This window comes from Rhodococcus sp. WB1 (genome assembly GCF_001700945.1).
Taxonomy (GTDB): Bacteria; Actinomycetota; Actinomycetes; order Mycobacteriales; family Mycobacteriaceae; genus Rhodococcus; species Rhodococcus aetherivorans.
This window is the reverse complement of sequence record NZ_CP015529.1, coordinates 1,153,140-1,168,226: the sequence shown is the minus strand read 5'-3', so window position 1 is coordinate 1,168,226 and position 15,087 is coordinate 1,153,140. Positions and strand designations below refer to the sequence as shown.

The window sequence follows — 15,087 nt, the reverse complement described above, 5'->3', positions numbered from 1 at the left end:
TCACCCTAGCCGGGCGAGCCGGGCCACTCCCACCGCGCACGCGCATCCGACGAGCGCGGCCACCACCGCGACCCCGATGCCCGCGCTCGGCCCGGACCGGTCGATGACCTGACCGACGACGGCGGAGCCGACCGCGACACCGACCCCGAGTCCCGTGACCGTCCAGGTGATGCCCTCGGTGAGCCGGCCCGGCGGCACGATCCGCTCGGTCAGGGAGGTCGCGACGATCATGGTGGGGGCGACGGCCACCCCGGCCGACAGGTAGAGCACCGCGAGGGCCGGCACCGTGTCGGCGAGCAGCAGCGGCCACAGCAGGACCGCGACGGCCGCCGTCGCGCCGAGCAGCTGCCGCGTCAGCGGCGCCCGCAGCCGCACCGCCCCGAAGACGAGGCCGCCGAGCGCGGACCCGGTCGCGAACATCGCCAGCACCACGGTCGCGGCGCCGGGCGCGCCCCGCTCGGCGGTGAAGGCGACCCCGACCACGTCGACGACGCCGAAGATCGTGCCCATCGCCGTCATCGCCACCACCAGCACGACGAGCACCGGGATCCGCAGCACGCTCGCGCCGGGTGCCCCCGCGACGACCGGGCGTGCCGGGGGTTCGGTGCCGCGCTGGGCGGCGAGCGCGACGGTGCCGATCACCAGCAGCACCGCCCCGAGCAACGCGCCCGCCTCCGGGAACGCGGCGACGCTCAGCCCCACCGACAGCACCGGCCCGACGATGAAGCACAGCTCGTCGATCACCGCCTCGAGCGCGAACGCGGTACGCAACCCGTCGGTGCCGCGGAGCAGCTCGGTCCACCGGGCGCGGACCATGGCGCCGATCGTGGGCATCAGTCCCGCCGGGACCGCGCACGCGAACAGCAGCGCCTCGGGCGCCTCCCACCGCACCCCCGCCAGCATCGCGGTGGTCGCGGCCGCGCTGATCGCCGCGGCGACCGGCAGGACCCGGGACTGCCCGTGCCGGTCCGCGGCCCGCGAGACCAGCGGGGTGAGCGCCGCGTACGACAGCGCGAACACCGCGGCCAGGGCGCCACCGCGGCCGTAATCACCCCGCAACTGCGAGAACATCGTCACGATGCCGATGCCGACCATCGCGATCGGCAACCGCGCGACGAACCCCGCCAGGCAGAAGGCGGCGGCGCCCGGCGCGGTGAACAGTGCACGGTAGGAGCGCATTCGTGCCAGCATGCAGTACGTGAGCGTGCTGGTGTGTTTCCATGCCCATCCCGACGACGAGGTGTTCACCACCGGCGGGGTGATGCGCCTCGCCGCGGACGCGGGGCATCGGGTGGTGCTGGTCGTGGCGACGGACGGCGCCGCGGGCGAGGTCCCCGACGGGCTGCTCGGTCCCGGCGAGTCCCTGGTGCAGCGTCGCCGCGCCGAGCTCGAGGCGTCGGCGGAGACGCTGGGAGTCGCCCGCCTGGTGCCGCTGGGCTACGCCGATTCGGGCATGGCCGGGGCGCCGCAGAACGCGGACCCGGCCGCGTTCTGCAACGTCGACGTGGACTCGGCCGCGGCCCGGCTCGCGGCCGTGCTCGCGGAGGAGAGCGCCGACGTCGTCACCATCTACGACCCCAACGGCGGATACGGGCACCCCGACCACGTGCAGGTGCACCGCGTCGGCGCCCGGGCCCAGGAGCTGACCGCGCACCCGTCGGTGTACGAGGCGGCGATGAACCGGGACCACATCCGTCGCCTGCTCGCCGCCAACCCGGACGTGAGCCCGGACGCGTCGCCCCCGGACCTGGACACGTTCGGCCTGCCGGAGGCGGAGATCACCACCACGATCGACGTGTCCGCGACGATCCCCGCGAAACGGGCGGCGATGCTCGCGCACGCCTCACAGGTCGGTGACTTCGGGCCGATGCTGGCGATGACGCCGGAACAGCTCGCGAGCGCCTTCGGCCTCGAATGGTTCCGCCGGCGCGGCGCGGAGCCGACGCTGCAGGAGAACGCCCTGCCCCTGTGATCGACCCGACCGAAGAGGAGCGCGAATGGGCCACCACGTCGAGCTGAGCCGTTTCGTCGACGCACCACCCGACCGGGTGTGGCGGGTGCTGACCTCCGTCGACTCGGCCCCGCAGATCCTGAGCGGGGTGCAGGGTGTCGAACGGCTCGCGGGCGTCGGCTACGAGGTCGGCACCCGCTGGCGCGAGACCCGCACGATGTTCGGCAGGGCCGCGACCGAGGAGATGACCGTGACGGCCGTGGAGCCGGGGCGGCACACGGCCGTCGAGGCCGAATCCGGCGGTGTGCGCTACCGCACCGAGTTCGACGTGGCCCCCGAGCGGGCCGGCACGACGCTGACCGTGCGGTTCTCGGCCGACGCCGGCCGTCCGGGACGGATCCGGCGGGCGCTGACGGCGCTCGTCGCTCCCCTGGCCGTGCGGGCGACGCGTAAGGCGCTGCACCAGGACCTCGACGACATCGCGGCCGCGGCCCGGGCCGGGATCTGAGCGTCGTGTCGCTGTGCTCGAGCTACCGCGCCACCGGCGCCGACCTGCCCTTCGGTGATCCGCTGGCGGCGCACGACGTCGCGATGGAGGGGTACTTCTGGCGGTTCACCCAGCCCGGGACCGGACGGGTGGTGATCGCGCTGTGCGGCGTCAACCGGGCCGCCGACGGGTCGTGGGCGACCCTCGGCCTGGCGGCGCACCCGGGCGGATTCCTGCGTACGACGGCGCATCCGGAGGGGTTCGCCGACCCGCGGCGGCTCGGCGCGTCGGCGGGCACGGCGTTCCGCGGGGAGCCCGACCGGCTGCGCGTGGACCTCGGCGACGACGCACGCCTCGATGTGCGGGTGACGGCGCCCCGGCCGTGGCCCCGCCGCCGGTTCGGCGGATCCAGCGTCTTCCACGCGGTCCCCGCGCTCAACCAGTACTGGCACCCGTGGCTGCTCGACGGGCGAGCCGAGGGCGAGGCCGTGCTCGGGGGCGAGACGTGGAACCTGGACGGCGCCCAGGTGTACGCGGAGAAGAACTGGGGCCGAGGCGGATTCCCGGAGTCGTGGTGGTGGGGCCAGGCGCACGGCTTCACCGACTCCGCCGCGTGCGTCGCCTTCGCCGGTGGGCAGGTCCACGCCGGACCGCTGCGGACCGAGGTGACGGCGGTGGTGGTCGCCCTGCCGGACGGACCCGTGATCCGGCTGGGCAACCCCGTGGTCTCCCCGGTGCGGGCCCACGTCGCCGACGAGCGGTGGTCGCTGTTCGGGCGCGGGCCGCGGTGGACCGTCGAGATCGAGGCGACCGCCCCGCTGAGCGCCGCGCACGTCCTGCCGGTTCCGCTGCCCCTCGAGCGCCGCAACGTGCCCGGCGCCCTCGAGCACCTCGCGGGCTCGCTGAGCGTGACCGTCCGCGACCGCGGCACGCTGGTCTGGGCGGACGAGTCGCCCCTCGCGGCGCTCGAGCACGGCGGTCTGGCCCGCGCGCGGGCCGAACTGGACCGGCGGGGGGCGCCGGCGGACGCGACGGACGGCCCGCCACTGCACGGCGGCTGACCGGCGGCCCCGCATCCGCGCGCCTCCCGGTCGTCCGCGCGTGAAATCGAATCGTCTGCGCGGATAGCCATTCCGTGCGCGTATCAGACCAGCGCCCGGCGCATCGCGCCCAGCGGATCGGAGTACAGCGAACTCAAGGACACCACGCTCGCGGCGTGCGCCTGCACTCGGTCGCCGAATCCGGTGACCCGGACGTCGGCGCCCGACGGCGACGCGAGCGCGCGCGCGACGTGCGGTGCGGCCTCCGGGTACGCGGTGAACGCCTGGCCGCCGAGGATCACCCGGTCCGGGTTGAACAGGTCCCGGAGCATCGCGACGGACCGCCCCAGCACCTGTGCCCGCTCCACGAGGATCTCGTGGGCCTCGTGAGAACCGTTGCGGGCCAGCGCGTACAACGCGGAGACGGACGTGGCGCCCGCGTCGAGCAGGCCGGCGGCCCGCGCCCGGGTCAGCACCGCACGGTCGGCGACGGTGGCCTCGAGGCATCCGCGGGCACCGCAGGCGCACGGCACGGACGATCCGGTGGGCAGGTGCGACACCGAGCCCGGGCCGCCGCGCGGTGTGTGCACCCGGCCGTCGAATGCGATTGCGATACCGACGGTTTCGCGAGCGTAGAAGTACAGGGTGGCGCCCTCGACATCGGCGGTGTCGCGGTCGGGGGTGAGCAGCAACTCGGAGGCGGCCATCGCCTCGACGTGCGCGGCGACGGAAACCGGCAGGCCCAGGCCCCGGCTCACCACGGCCCCGACGGGCGCATCCTCCCAGCCGAGCCGCGGGTGGTCCACGGTTCCGGTGGCCGAGTCGACGCGGCCGCCGAGCGCGACGCCCGCCCACAGCGGCGTGCGCCGGTGCCAGCGCGACGCGAAGGCCCTGGCGCTGCTGGTGATCGCCCCGAGCGCCGCCTCCTGGCCGCCGCGCGGGGTGGGGATCTCCACCGCGCCGATCACACGCCCGCGCAGATCGCTCGCGACGATGCCGGTGACGGCCGCACCGATGTGGATGCCGACGGTCAGGTAGCGCTCGTGGTCGGTCTCGAACGGCACCCGGGGCCGGCCCACGGCACCGGACGCGGTCAGATCCGGCCGCTCCCGGAGCAGGCCCGCGGCGAGCAGCGCCGAGACCTGCCGGTTCACGGTGGCGATGCTCGCGCCCGTCGCCGTCGCCGCCTGGTCGCGGCAGATCGGCCCGCGCGCCGCGGCGACCCGGAACACCGCGGCGGCGGTGCCGTCGGCGATCTTCAGCTCGGGCGGCACGATCTGCACGCGCGTCGTCGATCGCACCCGGGCGGTGGCACTACGGGAACGGACGCCCGATCCGGATTTCGGACGAATAACATTGGTGGACAGGACATTTGACGTAGCTACTGCAGTCACTGCGACTCTTCCTCGAGATCGGGTCCGCAGACCCGGGGCGTGGCAGGGAGGCGCCGATCCGCTCGATCGTGAGGCAGAGGTCCACCGGCCGACGGCCGGGGGAAACGAAGCGGGGCGCGAAGGGCGGTGTCAGCGACAACACAGTTCGCGCGCCAGCGGCAGCCGCGAGCCCAGCGCGGCGGTCACGTAGGTGACCCGCGGAGCACGGAGACGGCGAGCTGGCATATCCGCAACCTAGCCGCCACGCGCCACTGTGTCCAATCCGCACGGCGACGCGGCGGCAACGGTCCCGATCACGGTGACGGAAACCCTTACGCCGGCCCGCCGCCGGTGATGAGGTCGACGGCACCAACGTTCGATCTACGAAAGGTCCTCCATGTCCGTGGATTTCGATACCCGCACCGCCTCTGCTCGCGACGTGTCCGTGGTCCGTCTGGGCGGGCACATCGGGGCCCGCATCGACGGCGTGCGGCTCGGCGGCGATCTCGACGAGGCCACCGTCGAAGCGATCCGACGCGCCCTGGCCGAGCACAAGGTGATCTTCTTCCGGGAACAGCACCACCTCGACGACGCGTCGCAGTACGCGTTCGCCGAGTTGCTCGGCACGCCGACCACCGCGCACCCGACGGTCACCTCGCGTGGGGCGCACGTGCTGCCGATCGACTCCGACTACGGCAAGGCGAACAGCTGGCACACCGACGTCTCGTTCGTCGATCGCATCCCGAAGGCTTCGATCCTGCGCGCGGTGGAACTGCCCGCCTACGGCGGTTCGACCACGTGGGCTTCCGGGGTGGCGGCCTACGAGGGCCTGCCCGCCCCGCTGAAGACCCTGGCGGAGAACCTGTGGGCCACCCACACCAACCTGTACGACTACGCCGCCGAGAGCGCGGAGCACCTCCGCGACGGCGCCGACGAGCGGGTCGCCGAGTACCGCGCCGAGTTCCGGTCCGAGTACTTCGAGACCGAGCACCCGGTGGTGCGCGTGCACCCCGAGACCGGGGAGCGGTCGCTGCTGCTCGGCCACTTCGTCAAGGGCTTCGTCGGGCTGAGCGGCCGGCAGTCGCAGGCGCTGTTCCGGCTGCTGCAGGACCACCAGACCCGGCTGGAGTACACCACCCGCTGGAACTGGGCCGCCGGGGACGTGGCGGTGTGGGACAACCGCGCCACCCAGCACTACGCCGTCGCCGACTACGAGGGCCTGCACCGCCGCCTGAACCGCATCACCCTCGCCGGGGACGTCCCGGTGAGCGTGCACGGCGAGGCGAGCCGGTCCGTCGCCGGCGACGCGAGCGCCTACTCGGTCGTCGAGGTGCCCCGGCCGCTCGCGTCGTGACGGACGCCGCGGTCGCGCGGACCCCCGCGCGACCGTATCCGGGGCACCCTAGGATCGCCTGCATGACGATTTCTCCCGATTCCCGCGTGGCCGTCGTCACCGGTGCCTCCTCCGGCATCGGCGAGGCCACCGCCCGAACCCTCGCAGCCCAGGGCTTCCACGTCGTCGTCGGCGCTCGCCGCGTCGACCGGATCGAGAAGCTCGCGGACGAGATCGGGGGCACGGCCCTCGAGCTGGACGTCACGGACGAGGACTCGGTGACCGCCTTCACGACGGTGCTCCCCCGGGTGGACGTGCTGGTCAACAACGCGGGCGGCGCCAAGGGCATGGCCCCGGTCGCCGAGGCGGACCTCGACGACTGGCGCTGGATGTGGGAGACCAACGTCCTCGGCACCCTGCGGATGACGAAGGCCCTGCTGCCGAAGCTCGTCGACTCCGGCGACGGCCTTATCGTCACGATCACGTCGGTGGCGGCCTTCCATGCCTACGACAACGGCGCGGGCTACACCTCCGCCAAGCATGCCCAGGCGGTGCTGCACCGCACGCTGCGCGGTGAGCTGCTCGGCAAGCCGGTGCGCCTGACCGAGATCGCGCCGGGTGCGGTGGAGACCGAGTTCTCCCTCGTGCGGTTCGAGGGGGACGCCGAGCGCGCCGCCAAGGTGTACGAGGGCATCACACCGCTGGTGGCCGAGGACATCGCGGAGATCGTCGGTTTCGTCGCGTCGCGCCCGCCGCACGTGAACCTGGACCAGATCATCGTGCAGCCGCGCGACCAGGCCGGCCCCATGCGCTTCCACCGCACCGCCGAGTAGGAACCGGTGGGCATCGAGAGGGACGCCGGGCAACGCCGCCTCTCCCCGGGGCCGTTGCTCGACGTGCGGGGCCGTCTCGCCGAAGCCGGCTGGGCCGGCACCGAGGTCCGGGCCTACGACCGGTCCCGGGTCGCGGCACCGCGGTGGCGGATCAAGGAGTGGGACTACTACTGCGTGCTCGCCGACGGCGACGACGGCCCGTTCGGTCTCGCGCTGACCGTCGCCGACAACAGCTACATGGGCCTGCTCGGCGTGAGCTGGCTCGACCTGGCCGACCGTGCGGACACCACCGAGAACGCGATGATCCCGTTTCCGCTCGGACGGTTGCGGTTGCCCGCCTCCGCGGACGCGGGCGATGTGGTGCTCGACCGGCGTGGAATGCGCCTCGAGTTCCGGCACGAGCGCGGCGCCCGGCGGCTGATCGTCCGACATCCCGGATTCGCGGGCGGGCGGGGCCTGTCGGGCGAGGTGGTGCTCACCCCGCCCGGTGCCGAGCGGATGGTCGTCGCGATCCCGTTCCCCGGCGACGAGCGGGCGTTCTACTACAACCAGAAGATCCCCGGCCTCACCGCCGCCGGCACCATCACGGTCGGCGGCCGCGCGCACACCTTCGACCCCGCCTCCGCGTTCGGGGTGTTCGACTGGGGCCGGGGCGTGTGGACCTACGACAACACCTGGTTCTGGGCGTCCGCATCGGGACGGCACGAGGGGCGTCCCTTCGGGTTCACCGTCGGCCACGGCTTCGGCGACACCGCCGCCGGAAGCGAGAACATGCTCCTGCTCGACGGCATGGAGCACAAGCTGGACCGGGTGCGGTTCCATCTGCCTCACGGCACCTACGACGGCGCGCCGTGGCGGTTCTCGAGCAACGACGGCCGGTTCGAGATGGGGTTCGAGCCGATCCTCGACCGCGCCGCCGACGTGAACGCCCTCGTCCTGCGCTCGACGCAGCATCAGGTCTTCGGCCGGTTCACCGGCCACGTCACGCTCGACGACGGTGCCCGGCTCGAGGTGCGCGAGCTTCTCGGATTCGCCGAGAAGGTGCGCAACCGCTGGTAGTGCGCCTTGCCTACAGCGCGGACATCGACTGCCAGGTGGGCCAGTCGATCGCCCAGTCGTACAGGTCGCCGTCCGCGGCGGACAGCTCGATCGACGTTCCGGACACCTCGACCGGGTCGCCGTACATCGCCGTCGCGAAGTACTCCTGGGCGTCCCCGAGCGAGAGGTTGATGCAGCCGTTGGTGACGTTGGTCGCCCCCTGCTGGCCGAGGGTCGCGGGGTTGGCGTGGATGAACTCGCCGTTGTTGGAGATCCGCACCGCCCAGCGTTCCCGCACGTTCTCGTAGTACGGCGGGTTGGACATCAGGAAGTCCTCGTGCTTCTCGGTGACCACGTGGACGCCGCTGCGGGTGACGTTGCGGGCTTCGTTGCCCTGCCCGTAGCTCACCGGGATGTCCATGATCGTCACTCCGTCGCGCACCACCTGCATGCGGTGCGACGTAGCGTCGGCCACAACGACCTGGCTCCGGCCGACGGTGAAGTCGAGGGTGAGGTCCTCCGCCCCGTAGGCGCCGTCGCCGTAGTCGAGGCCGTAGAGCCGCGCGTCGAGGTGCACCGCCGTGCCCGGCGTCCAGTACTGCTGCGGGCGCCAGTGCGCGCGGGCACCGCCGTTGTCGTCGGGCAGCCACGCCCAGCTGCCGACGGTCGGCGGGTCGGTGCCGACCACCATGGCCTTCTCGACGGCGGCCTTGTCGGTGATCGGGCCATCGAACTGGACGATGATCGGGGCGGCGATCCCGACCGGCTGCGCGTCGGCGATGTTCAGGTTCGCGGAGACGACCCGGTCGGGGTCGACGGTGTCGAAGCTGCCCTGGACGGCCACTGCCTCGCCGTCGGAGCCGACGGCCGTGCCGGACCAGCGGTAGGTCGCGCCGTAGCCGAGCGGTTCGGCGACGGTGTAGCTGCGGCGGTCGGCGGCGAGGGCGCCACGCACGACGGTGCTCGTTCCGACGTTCGTGAGGGCGACGTCGGTGAGTTCGCCGTCGGTGACCGCGACGCGGATCGGGGTGGTGGGGTTCACGTCGGTGGCGCCGTCGGCGGGGTCGGTGACGATCGACACGACGGGCGCGGTGCCGGTGGGAACCGCGCTCCCGCCGGGGCCCGACGAGCACGCCGCGAGCACCGCGACGAGTGCGAGCAGCCCGAACCACAACAACCGACGACTTCGTTCACCCAGGTGGAGCACTCCGACGAGAGTACGCCCGCCGCGCGGTCGCGTCGCAGCGCGGCGGCAGGTCCGGCAGACCGGCTCTCAGACGAAGCAACCCACGGTGACCGGCTCCGGCTCGAGCCGCACACCGAACGCGTCCTGCACGCCGTCGCGCACCTCCCGCGCGAGGGCCACCAGATCGGCGGTGGTCGCGGTGCCGCGGTTGGTGAGCGCGAGGGTGTGCTTGGTGGACAGCCGCACCGGCGCGCCGGGGCCGGGGAAGCCCTTGCCGAACCCGGCCCGCTCGATCAGCCATCCCGCGGAGAGCTTGGTGCCGCCACCGGCGGGGAACCGCGGGATCCGCACGTCGGGCCCGACGCGTTCCTCGACGGCCGCGAGCACGCGGGGCAACTCGTCGTCGGCGAGCACGGGATTGGTGAAGAACGATCCGGCGCTCCAGGTGTCGGGATCGTCGGGGTCGAGCACCATGCCCTTGCCCCGGCGCAGGGCGAGCACCTGCTCGCGGACCTCCGCGGCCGGGCGTCGCTCCCCCTCCTCGGCGTGCAGGGCCGACGCCAGCTCCCGGTAGCCGATGGGGGCGCTGGCCCCGTCCGGCCGCACGGCCAGGTCGACCTCGAGGACCAGGGCGTCGTCGGAGTGCTTGAGGACACTGGTGCGGTATCCGAGCCCGAGGTCCTCGGGGCCGATCCACCGGACGTCGCCGCTGGTGCGGTCGAGCAGCCGCACGGCCCTCAGAATCGACCCGACCTCGACGCCGTAGGCGCCGACGTTCTGTACCGGGGTCGCACCCGTGGAGCCGGGGATGCCGGACAGGCATTCGAGCCCGCCGAGGCCCGCCTTCACGGTCAGGGCGACGACGTCGTCCCACCCGGCGCCGGCCTCGGCGCGCACGGTGTCCTCCCCCGGCTCGATCCCGGTGGTCGCGATGCGCACGACCACACCGTCGAACCCGGCGTCGCCGATCACCAGGTTGGAGCCGCCGGCCAGGACGAGGGTGGGGACGCGTGCCGCGTCGAGCAGGCGGACGACCTCGACGAGGATGTCGGTGGTGGTGCACTCGGCGAGCAGCCGGGCCGGACCGCCGAGCCGCAGCGTGGTCAGCGTCGACAGCGGCACGTGCTCGGACACGGCGGCGCCCGCCTCGACGAGTTGGGCCCCAATACGCGGATCAGACACCCGCAAACGGTAGCGTGCCGACCATGGGCAGCCGCATCGACCATTACTCGCACTACGCGTTCCCCGTCGCCACGGTGCACGCGGCGCTCGTCGACGAGAACTACTGGCGGAGCCGCCTGGCGGAGATCGGCGGGCCGGGCGCGACGCTCGAGGACGTGCGCACCGGTGACGGGACGATCGACCTGCACATGACCCAGTCCATCCCGGCCGAGCACCTGCCGAGCTTCGTCACCAACTTCCATCCCGGCGACCTGGTCATCCATCGGCACGAGTCGTGGCAACCGGTGACCGGGGACCGCGCGACGGGCCGCTTCTCGGCACACGTGGACGGGCTGCCGGGGAAGGTGGACGGCACCTCCACGATGGCGCCGGACGGCGCAGGCACCATCGTCGAGATCGACGGCGAGGCCGAGGTGCGGATCCCGTTCCTCGGCGGCAAGATCGAGGGCATCATCGTCGAGCAGATCGTCGAACTGTTCGACGTGGAGCGCACCTTCACCGCGAAGTGGCTGTCCGAGCCGCACTGACGAGGCCGTTGCGAGACGGTGACGATTTCCGTCGTTCGGTAACGAACCGGTAACCTCGCATGTCATGGCCCGGCGAATCGACTACTCCGCCCGCTATCCGTACAGCCCGGAGCAGGTGTACGAGGCGCTCTCGGACCGCGCGCACTGGGAGGCGCGCATCGTCGAGATGCGCAAGTACTCCGAGAACCACCTCGCGGAGTTCGAGGTGTCGGACGACGGCATCGACCTGGTACTGCACCACGTCCTGCCGCGCACGGAACTGCCCGAGATCGCCCAGACGGTGATGAAGAAGGACATGGTCATCACCCGTAAGGAGACGTACACCCCCTTCGGCGACACCATCACCGGCAGCTACCAGGCCTCGGTCCCCGCGGGTCCCGGCAGCCTCACCGGCACGATGGAACTGTTCGCCTCGGACGGCGGCAGCACCCTGCGCACCACCTCGGAGGCCAAGGTCTTCCTGCCGTTCATCGGCGGCAAGCTCGAGCAGCTCATGCTCGTCAACCTCGTCGACCTGTTCCGCACCGAGGCGGAGATCACCGCCGGCTGGCTCGCGCGCCGGTTCGGATAGTCCCCCGTGCGCGCCCCGCGCCCGGAAGGTGTCGTCACCCGCGGCACCACGGGCATCAACCGCCTGCGCCGCAGCGACCGCTGGCTGATGCACCACCCCGACGTCGCCCGCGTCCTGCACTCCCGGGACGACGCGCTCGTCGTCGACCTCGGCTACGGCGCGATGCCGGTGACCACCCTCGAGCTGGCCGCGCGGCTGCGCACGGTGCGTCGCCGCCTCCGGGTGGTGGGTCTCGAGATCGATCCCGACCGGGTGGTGCCGGGGCGGGACGGCGTGGAGTTCGCCCGCGGGGGCTTCGAGCTGGCCGGGCTCCGGCCGGTGCTGATCCGCGCGTTCAACGTGCTGCGCCAGTACCCGGAGGAGGCGGTGGCGCCGGCGTGGGATCGGCTGCGGTCCGGGCTCGCGCCCGGCGGGTTGCTGCTCGACGGCACGTGCGACGAACTGGGCCGGCGGTGCGCGTGGGTGCTGCTCGACGAGCACGGCCCGCGCACGCTCACGCTGGCGTGGAGCCCGTTCCACTCGGACACCCCGTCGGACCTGGCCGAGCGTCTGCCGAAGGCGCTGATCCACCGCAACGTGCCGGGGGAACGGATCCACGAGTTGCTGCAGGCGGCGGATCGGGCCTGGGCGTCGGCGGCACCGCACGCGGCGTTCGGACCGCGCGTGCGCTGGCGCGCGACGCTGGACCTGTTGCGCGCCCAGGGCGTGCCGGCGGCATCGCAACGCCGGCGGCTGCGGGACTGCGTGCTGACCGTGCCGTGGGACTTCGTCGCCCCGGCGCAGGCTCAGCCGGCCGCGAGCAGTGCCAGCTCGATGCGGTCCGCGACGGCCGCGGGCTGATCGGCGACCGCGGCGTGCAGCTGCGCCGAGGTCACCCGCCCGATGGCGATGGCGTCGCCGACGAGTTCGTCGAGGACCTCCTGGGAGACCCCACCCGCGGCGAGGTCGACGGCGGTCCGCGCGGGGGTGGTGATGCGGAAGCACCCGACCTGCTCGCAGTCCTGTGCGCGCAGCTGCCGGTGGTGCAGGGCGAGCCGGTTGCTCGGCACGGTTCGCTGGTCGGCCGTCGACAGGTGCAGGAAGCGGGGTTGCAGGTGCCCCATGCCGTGCAGGTCGGCGGCGCTCTGGTGCGAGACCACCGCCGCGCCCTCGTACCAGGCGCACCACTGCGCGAACTCGTCGAACTTCGTGTGCGGGCTGTCCCCGAGCCGGAACAGGTCCGATTCGATCCGGACCCAGTGCCCGGCCGCGATCCGGCCGACGAAGTCGATCGTGGCGATGCCGTGGGCAATGGCCTGGCGCGCGGTGAAGAAGCCCGCCTGCGCGAGCGCGGTATGTCGCAGGGCCTCGTCCGGATCCACCCGGCCGGAGGCGTCGTGTTCAGGTTCCGTCCAGCCCGTCATGCCGCCACAGTACCCGAACAACTGTGTCCCACCTCACACTTTCTGGTAGTGGGACCGCATCTTCACAGACCTTCCTCAGAGTTCTTCGGAACAATCCCGAACCATGACGAACCGGAAGCGCATCCCCTTCGCCACCATCGGCATCGCCCTCGCCGTCGCGCTGGTCGCGGTGCTCGTCGGCGCCGAGGTGTACGTCCGCAACCGTGCCACCAACTGCCTCGCGCAGTCGTTCGAGAGCGAACTCGGCACGAACGTCGACGTGGATCTCGGGTGGAAGCCGGTGCTGCTCTCGCTCGTGGACAAGCAGGTCTCGTCCGTCACGCTCGACAGCGACGACACGGCGTTCGGCCCCGCCCAGGAGATGCAGGTGCACGCCGTGGTCCGCGACGTGGATCTGCGGGAGAGCGCCGCCGGGGCCGGGACCATCGGCAGCTCGAGCGCCGACGTGGTGTGGCCGTCGTCGGGCATCCTCGCGACGGTGCAGACCCTGCCGCTCGGCTCGCTGATCACCGACGTCACCCCGGACGCGAACGCCGGCACCCTCCGCTTCACCGTGGGCGGCGCGGACCTGGTGGAGCTGACCGTGCGGCCGGAGGCCCGGAACGGGGCGATCGCCGTCGAGACGGTGGACGCGTCGCTGTTCGGCATCGGGTTGCCCACGGCACTGGTCGACGGCATCGTCCAGATCCTCACCGAGAGCCTGCAGCAGTACCCGCTGGACATGCAGGCGACGGCGGTGTCGGTCACCGACTCCGGCATCGCGGTGACGCTCGAGGGCGGCGCCTACACGATGCCGGAGGCCCCGGCCGGACAGCAGTCGCAGAACCAGCTCGACTGCTGAGGCCGCGGCCCGATACTCGCTGAGGCCGCGGCCCGGTGCTCACTCCGGCAGGTCGTCGAGCACCGCGCGGGTGCCGGACAGGCCGAGCCGGGTGGCGCCGGCCTCGATCATGGCCAGCGCCGCCTCGGCCGTGCGGATGCCGCCGCTGGCCTTGACGCCGAGCCGGCCGCCCACCGTCTCGGCCATCAGCCGCACCGCGTGCACCGACGCACCCCCGGCGGGATGGAACCCGGTGGACGTCTTGACGAAGTTCGCGCCGGCCCGCTCGGCGGACCGGCACGCCTCGACGATCGCCTCGTCCGACAGCGCCGCCGACTCGATGATCACCTTGAGCACGGGCTCGAACCCGATCGCCTCCCGGACGGTGAGGATGTCGGCGAGCACGGCGTTGAAGTCCCCGGCGACGGCCGCTCCGATGTCGATCACCATGTCGATCTCGGCGGCGCCCTGATCCACGGCGAGCCGGGCCTCGGCGCCCTTGATCAGCGAATGGTGCTTGCCCGACGGGAAGCCCGCCACGGTGGCGACGACGAGTCCGTCCGCCCGCAGCGGCAGCATCGACGGCGACACGCACACCGACCAGACGCCGAGCTCGCGGGCCTCGTCGACGAGCGCGCGCACGTCGGCCCCCGACGCCTCGGGCTTGAGCAGGGTGTGGTCGACCATCGCGGCGACCCGGGCACGGGTGAGGGTGGTCTCCGGCATACCCGTCAGCTTTCCACAGCGATATTCCGTTGCCCGGCCCGACGCCGGTGTCCACACTGCTCTCGTGTTCATCCGACGAGAACTTCCCGCCGACGTCCCCGCGATCGGCGACGTGCACCGCGCCGCATTCACGCCGCTCACCCCAACCGGCGCGGAGCCGGTCGAGCCCGGCCTGGTCGAGGCGCTGCGCGCCGGCCCGGCGTGGCTGCCCCGGCTGTCACTGGTCGCAACGGACGCCGAGGGCACGGTCGTCGGGCACGTGTGCGTCACCCGCGGCACGGTCGACGGCGAGCCGGCGCTGGCCCTCGGGCCGATCGGGGTGCTTCCGGAGTTGCAGCGCGCCGGCGTCGGGGGCGCTCTGATGCACGCGGTGCTCGGCGCGGCGGACGCCCTCGACGAACCGCTCGTGGTGCTGCTCGGGCACCTGGACTACTACCCCCGTTTCGGGTTCGTCCCGGCCGCCGAGCTCGGTGTCGAACCCGACGTGCCCGAATGGGCGTCACACCTGCAGGCCCGCGCGCTCACCGCCCATCGGCCGCAGCTGCGCGGGGTGTTCCGCTACGCGCCTCCGTTCTACGAGATCGGCTAGCCCGAGCGGGCCGTCGGGGCAGCAATCG

17 protein-coding genes are annotated in these 15,087 nt (G+C 72.8%); 11 read left to right on the top strand and 6 right to left on the bottom strand.

Annotated features, from left to right (window positions below; all coding sequences use genetic code 11):
* Nucleotides 1-1,191, bottom strand: a complete 1,191-nt coding sequence (locus A4U64_RS05270) for an MFS transporter (RefSeq protein WP_006942310.1) — start codon at nt 1,189-1,191, stop codon at nt 1-3.
* Here A4U64_RS05270 and A4U64_RS05265 point away from each other — a divergent pair.
* From A4U64_RS05265 to A4U64_RS05255, 3 genes are read left to right on the top strand one after another with little or no spacing between them, the layout of a single operon-like run.
* Nucleotides 1,190-1,972, top strand: a complete 783-nt coding sequence (locus A4U64_RS05265; RefSeq protein WP_006942308.1) for a PIG-L family deacetylase — start codon at nt 1,190-1,192, stop codon at nt 1,970-1,972. The two genes, A4U64_RS05270 and A4U64_RS05265, sit on opposite strands and share 2 nt — an antisense overlap.
* Before the next feature lie 25 nt (nt 1,973-1,997).
* Complete coding sequence (locus A4U64_RS05260; protein ID WP_006942306.1) at nt 1,998-2,459, top strand: SRPBCC family protein; 462 nt, start codon at nt 1,998-2,000, stop codon at nt 2,457-2,459.
* 5 nt (nt 2,460-2,464) lie between these two features.
* Complete coding sequence (locus A4U64_RS05255; RefSeq protein WP_050035626.1) at nt 2,465-3,499, top strand: tocopherol cyclase family protein; 1,035 nt, start codon at nt 2,465-2,467, stop codon at nt 3,497-3,499.
* A gap of 83 nt (nt 3,500-3,582) precedes the next feature.
* Here A4U64_RS05255 and A4U64_RS05250 read toward each other — a convergent pair whose 3' ends face one another.
* Nucleotides 3,583-4,779 carry an ROK family protein gene (locus tag A4U64_RS05250; protein ID WP_407107397.1) on the bottom strand — a complete coding sequence of 399 codons (1,197 nt, stop codon included), beginning with the start codon at nt 4,777-4,779 and terminating at the stop codon, nt 3,583-3,585.
* Between the two features lie 469 nt (nt 4,780-5,248).
* On the opposite strand from A4U64_RS05250, the gene A4U64_RS05245 reads away from it, so the two are divergent.
* The 3 genes from A4U64_RS05245 to A4U64_RS05235 all read left to right on the top strand — a co-directional run bounded on the left by A4U64_RS05245 (nt 5,249) and on the right by A4U64_RS05235 (nt 8,076).
* On the top strand, nt 5,249-6,205 hold the full coding sequence (locus A4U64_RS05245) for a TauD/TfdA dioxygenase family protein (RefSeq protein ID WP_006946544.1): 957 nt from the start codon (nt 5,249-5,251) through the stop codon (nt 6,203-6,205).
* Between the two features lie 62 nt (nt 6,206-6,267).
* On the top strand, nt 6,268-7,017 hold the full coding sequence (locus tag A4U64_RS05240) for an SDR family NAD(P)-dependent oxidoreductase (RefSeq protein ID WP_006946542.1): 750 nt from the start codon (nt 6,268-6,270) through the stop codon (nt 7,015-7,017).
* Between the two features lie 6 nt (nt 7,018-7,023).
* Nucleotides 7,024-8,076 (top strand): DUF2804 domain-containing protein, encoded by a 1,053-nt coding sequence (locus tag A4U64_RS05235; protein ID WP_065922293.1) that lies wholly within the window; start codon nt 7,024-7,026, stop codon nt 8,074-8,076.
* 10 nt (nt 8,077-8,086) lie between these two features.
* Here the strand turns inward: A4U64_RS05235 and A4U64_RS05230 are convergent, their stop codons facing one another.
* Both A4U64_RS05230 and A4U64_RS05225 read right to left on the bottom strand, forming a co-directional pair.
* Complete coding sequence (locus tag A4U64_RS05230; protein WP_198163396.1) at nt 8,087-9,262, bottom strand: L,D-transpeptidase; 1,176 nt, start codon at nt 9,260-9,262, stop codon at nt 8,087-8,089.
* Nucleotides 9,263-9,328: 66 nt separating this feature from the next.
* On the bottom strand, nt 9,329-10,375 hold the full coding sequence (locus tag A4U64_RS05225) for a UDP-N-acetylmuramate dehydrogenase (RefSeq protein ID WP_065922291.1): 1,047 nt from the start codon (nt 10,373-10,375) through the stop codon (nt 9,329-9,331).
* 71 nt (nt 10,376-10,446) lie between these two features.
* On the opposite strand from A4U64_RS05225, the gene A4U64_RS05220 reads away from it, so the two are divergent.
* The 3 genes from A4U64_RS05220 (at nt 10,447) to A4U64_RS05210 (ending at nt 12,361) form a co-directional block, all read left to right on the top strand.
* A complete protein-coding gene (locus tag A4U64_RS05220; protein ID WP_006946535.1) occupies nt 10,447-10,950 on the top strand; it encodes a DUF2505 domain-containing protein in 504 nt (167 codons plus the stop codon).
* Between the two features lie 64 nt (nt 10,951-11,014).
* A complete protein-coding gene (locus tag A4U64_RS05215) occupies nt 11,015-11,521 on the top strand; it encodes a DUF2505 domain-containing protein (RefSeq protein WP_006946528.1) in 507 nt (168 codons plus the stop codon).
* A 6-nt stretch (nt 11,522-11,527) separates the two neighbouring features.
* Nucleotides 11,528-12,361, top strand: a complete 834-nt coding sequence (locus tag A4U64_RS05210; RefSeq protein ID WP_029545190.1) for a hypothetical protein — start codon at nt 11,528-11,530, stop codon at nt 12,359-12,361.
* Here A4U64_RS05210 and A4U64_RS05205 read toward each other — a convergent pair.
* The gene (locus A4U64_RS05205; RefSeq protein ID WP_029545192.1) at nt 12,307-12,924 is read right to left on the bottom strand and encodes a type IV toxin-antitoxin system AbiEi family antitoxin domain-containing protein; all 618 of its coding nucleotides are present in this window, start codon (nt 12,922-12,924) and stop codon (nt 12,307-12,309) included. The genes A4U64_RS05210 and A4U64_RS05205 overlap by 55 nt on opposite strands.
* A 103-nt stretch (nt 12,925-13,027) precedes the next feature.
* On the opposite strand from A4U64_RS05205, the gene A4U64_RS05200 reads away from it, so the two are divergent.
* Complete coding sequence (locus A4U64_RS05200) at nt 13,028-13,765, top strand: LmeA family phospholipid-binding protein (protein ID WP_043803277.1); 738 nt, start codon at nt 13,028-13,030, stop codon at nt 13,763-13,765.
* A 39-nt stretch (nt 13,766-13,804) separates the two neighbouring features.
* On the opposite strand, the gene deoC is transcribed toward A4U64_RS05200, so the two are convergent.
* A complete protein-coding gene (gene deoC / locus A4U64_RS05195; protein WP_006946525.1) occupies nt 13,805-14,470 on the bottom strand; it encodes a deoxyribose-phosphate aldolase in 666 nt (221 codons plus the stop codon).
* 64 nt (nt 14,471-14,534) lie between these two features.
* Between deoC and A4U64_RS05190 the strand changes: the two genes are divergently transcribed.
* Nucleotides 14,535-15,059, top strand: a complete 525-nt coding sequence (locus A4U64_RS05190) for a GNAT family N-acetyltransferase (protein WP_006946524.1) — start codon at nt 14,535-14,537, stop codon at nt 15,057-15,059.
* Nucleotides 15,060-15,087: the final 28 nt, after the last annotated feature.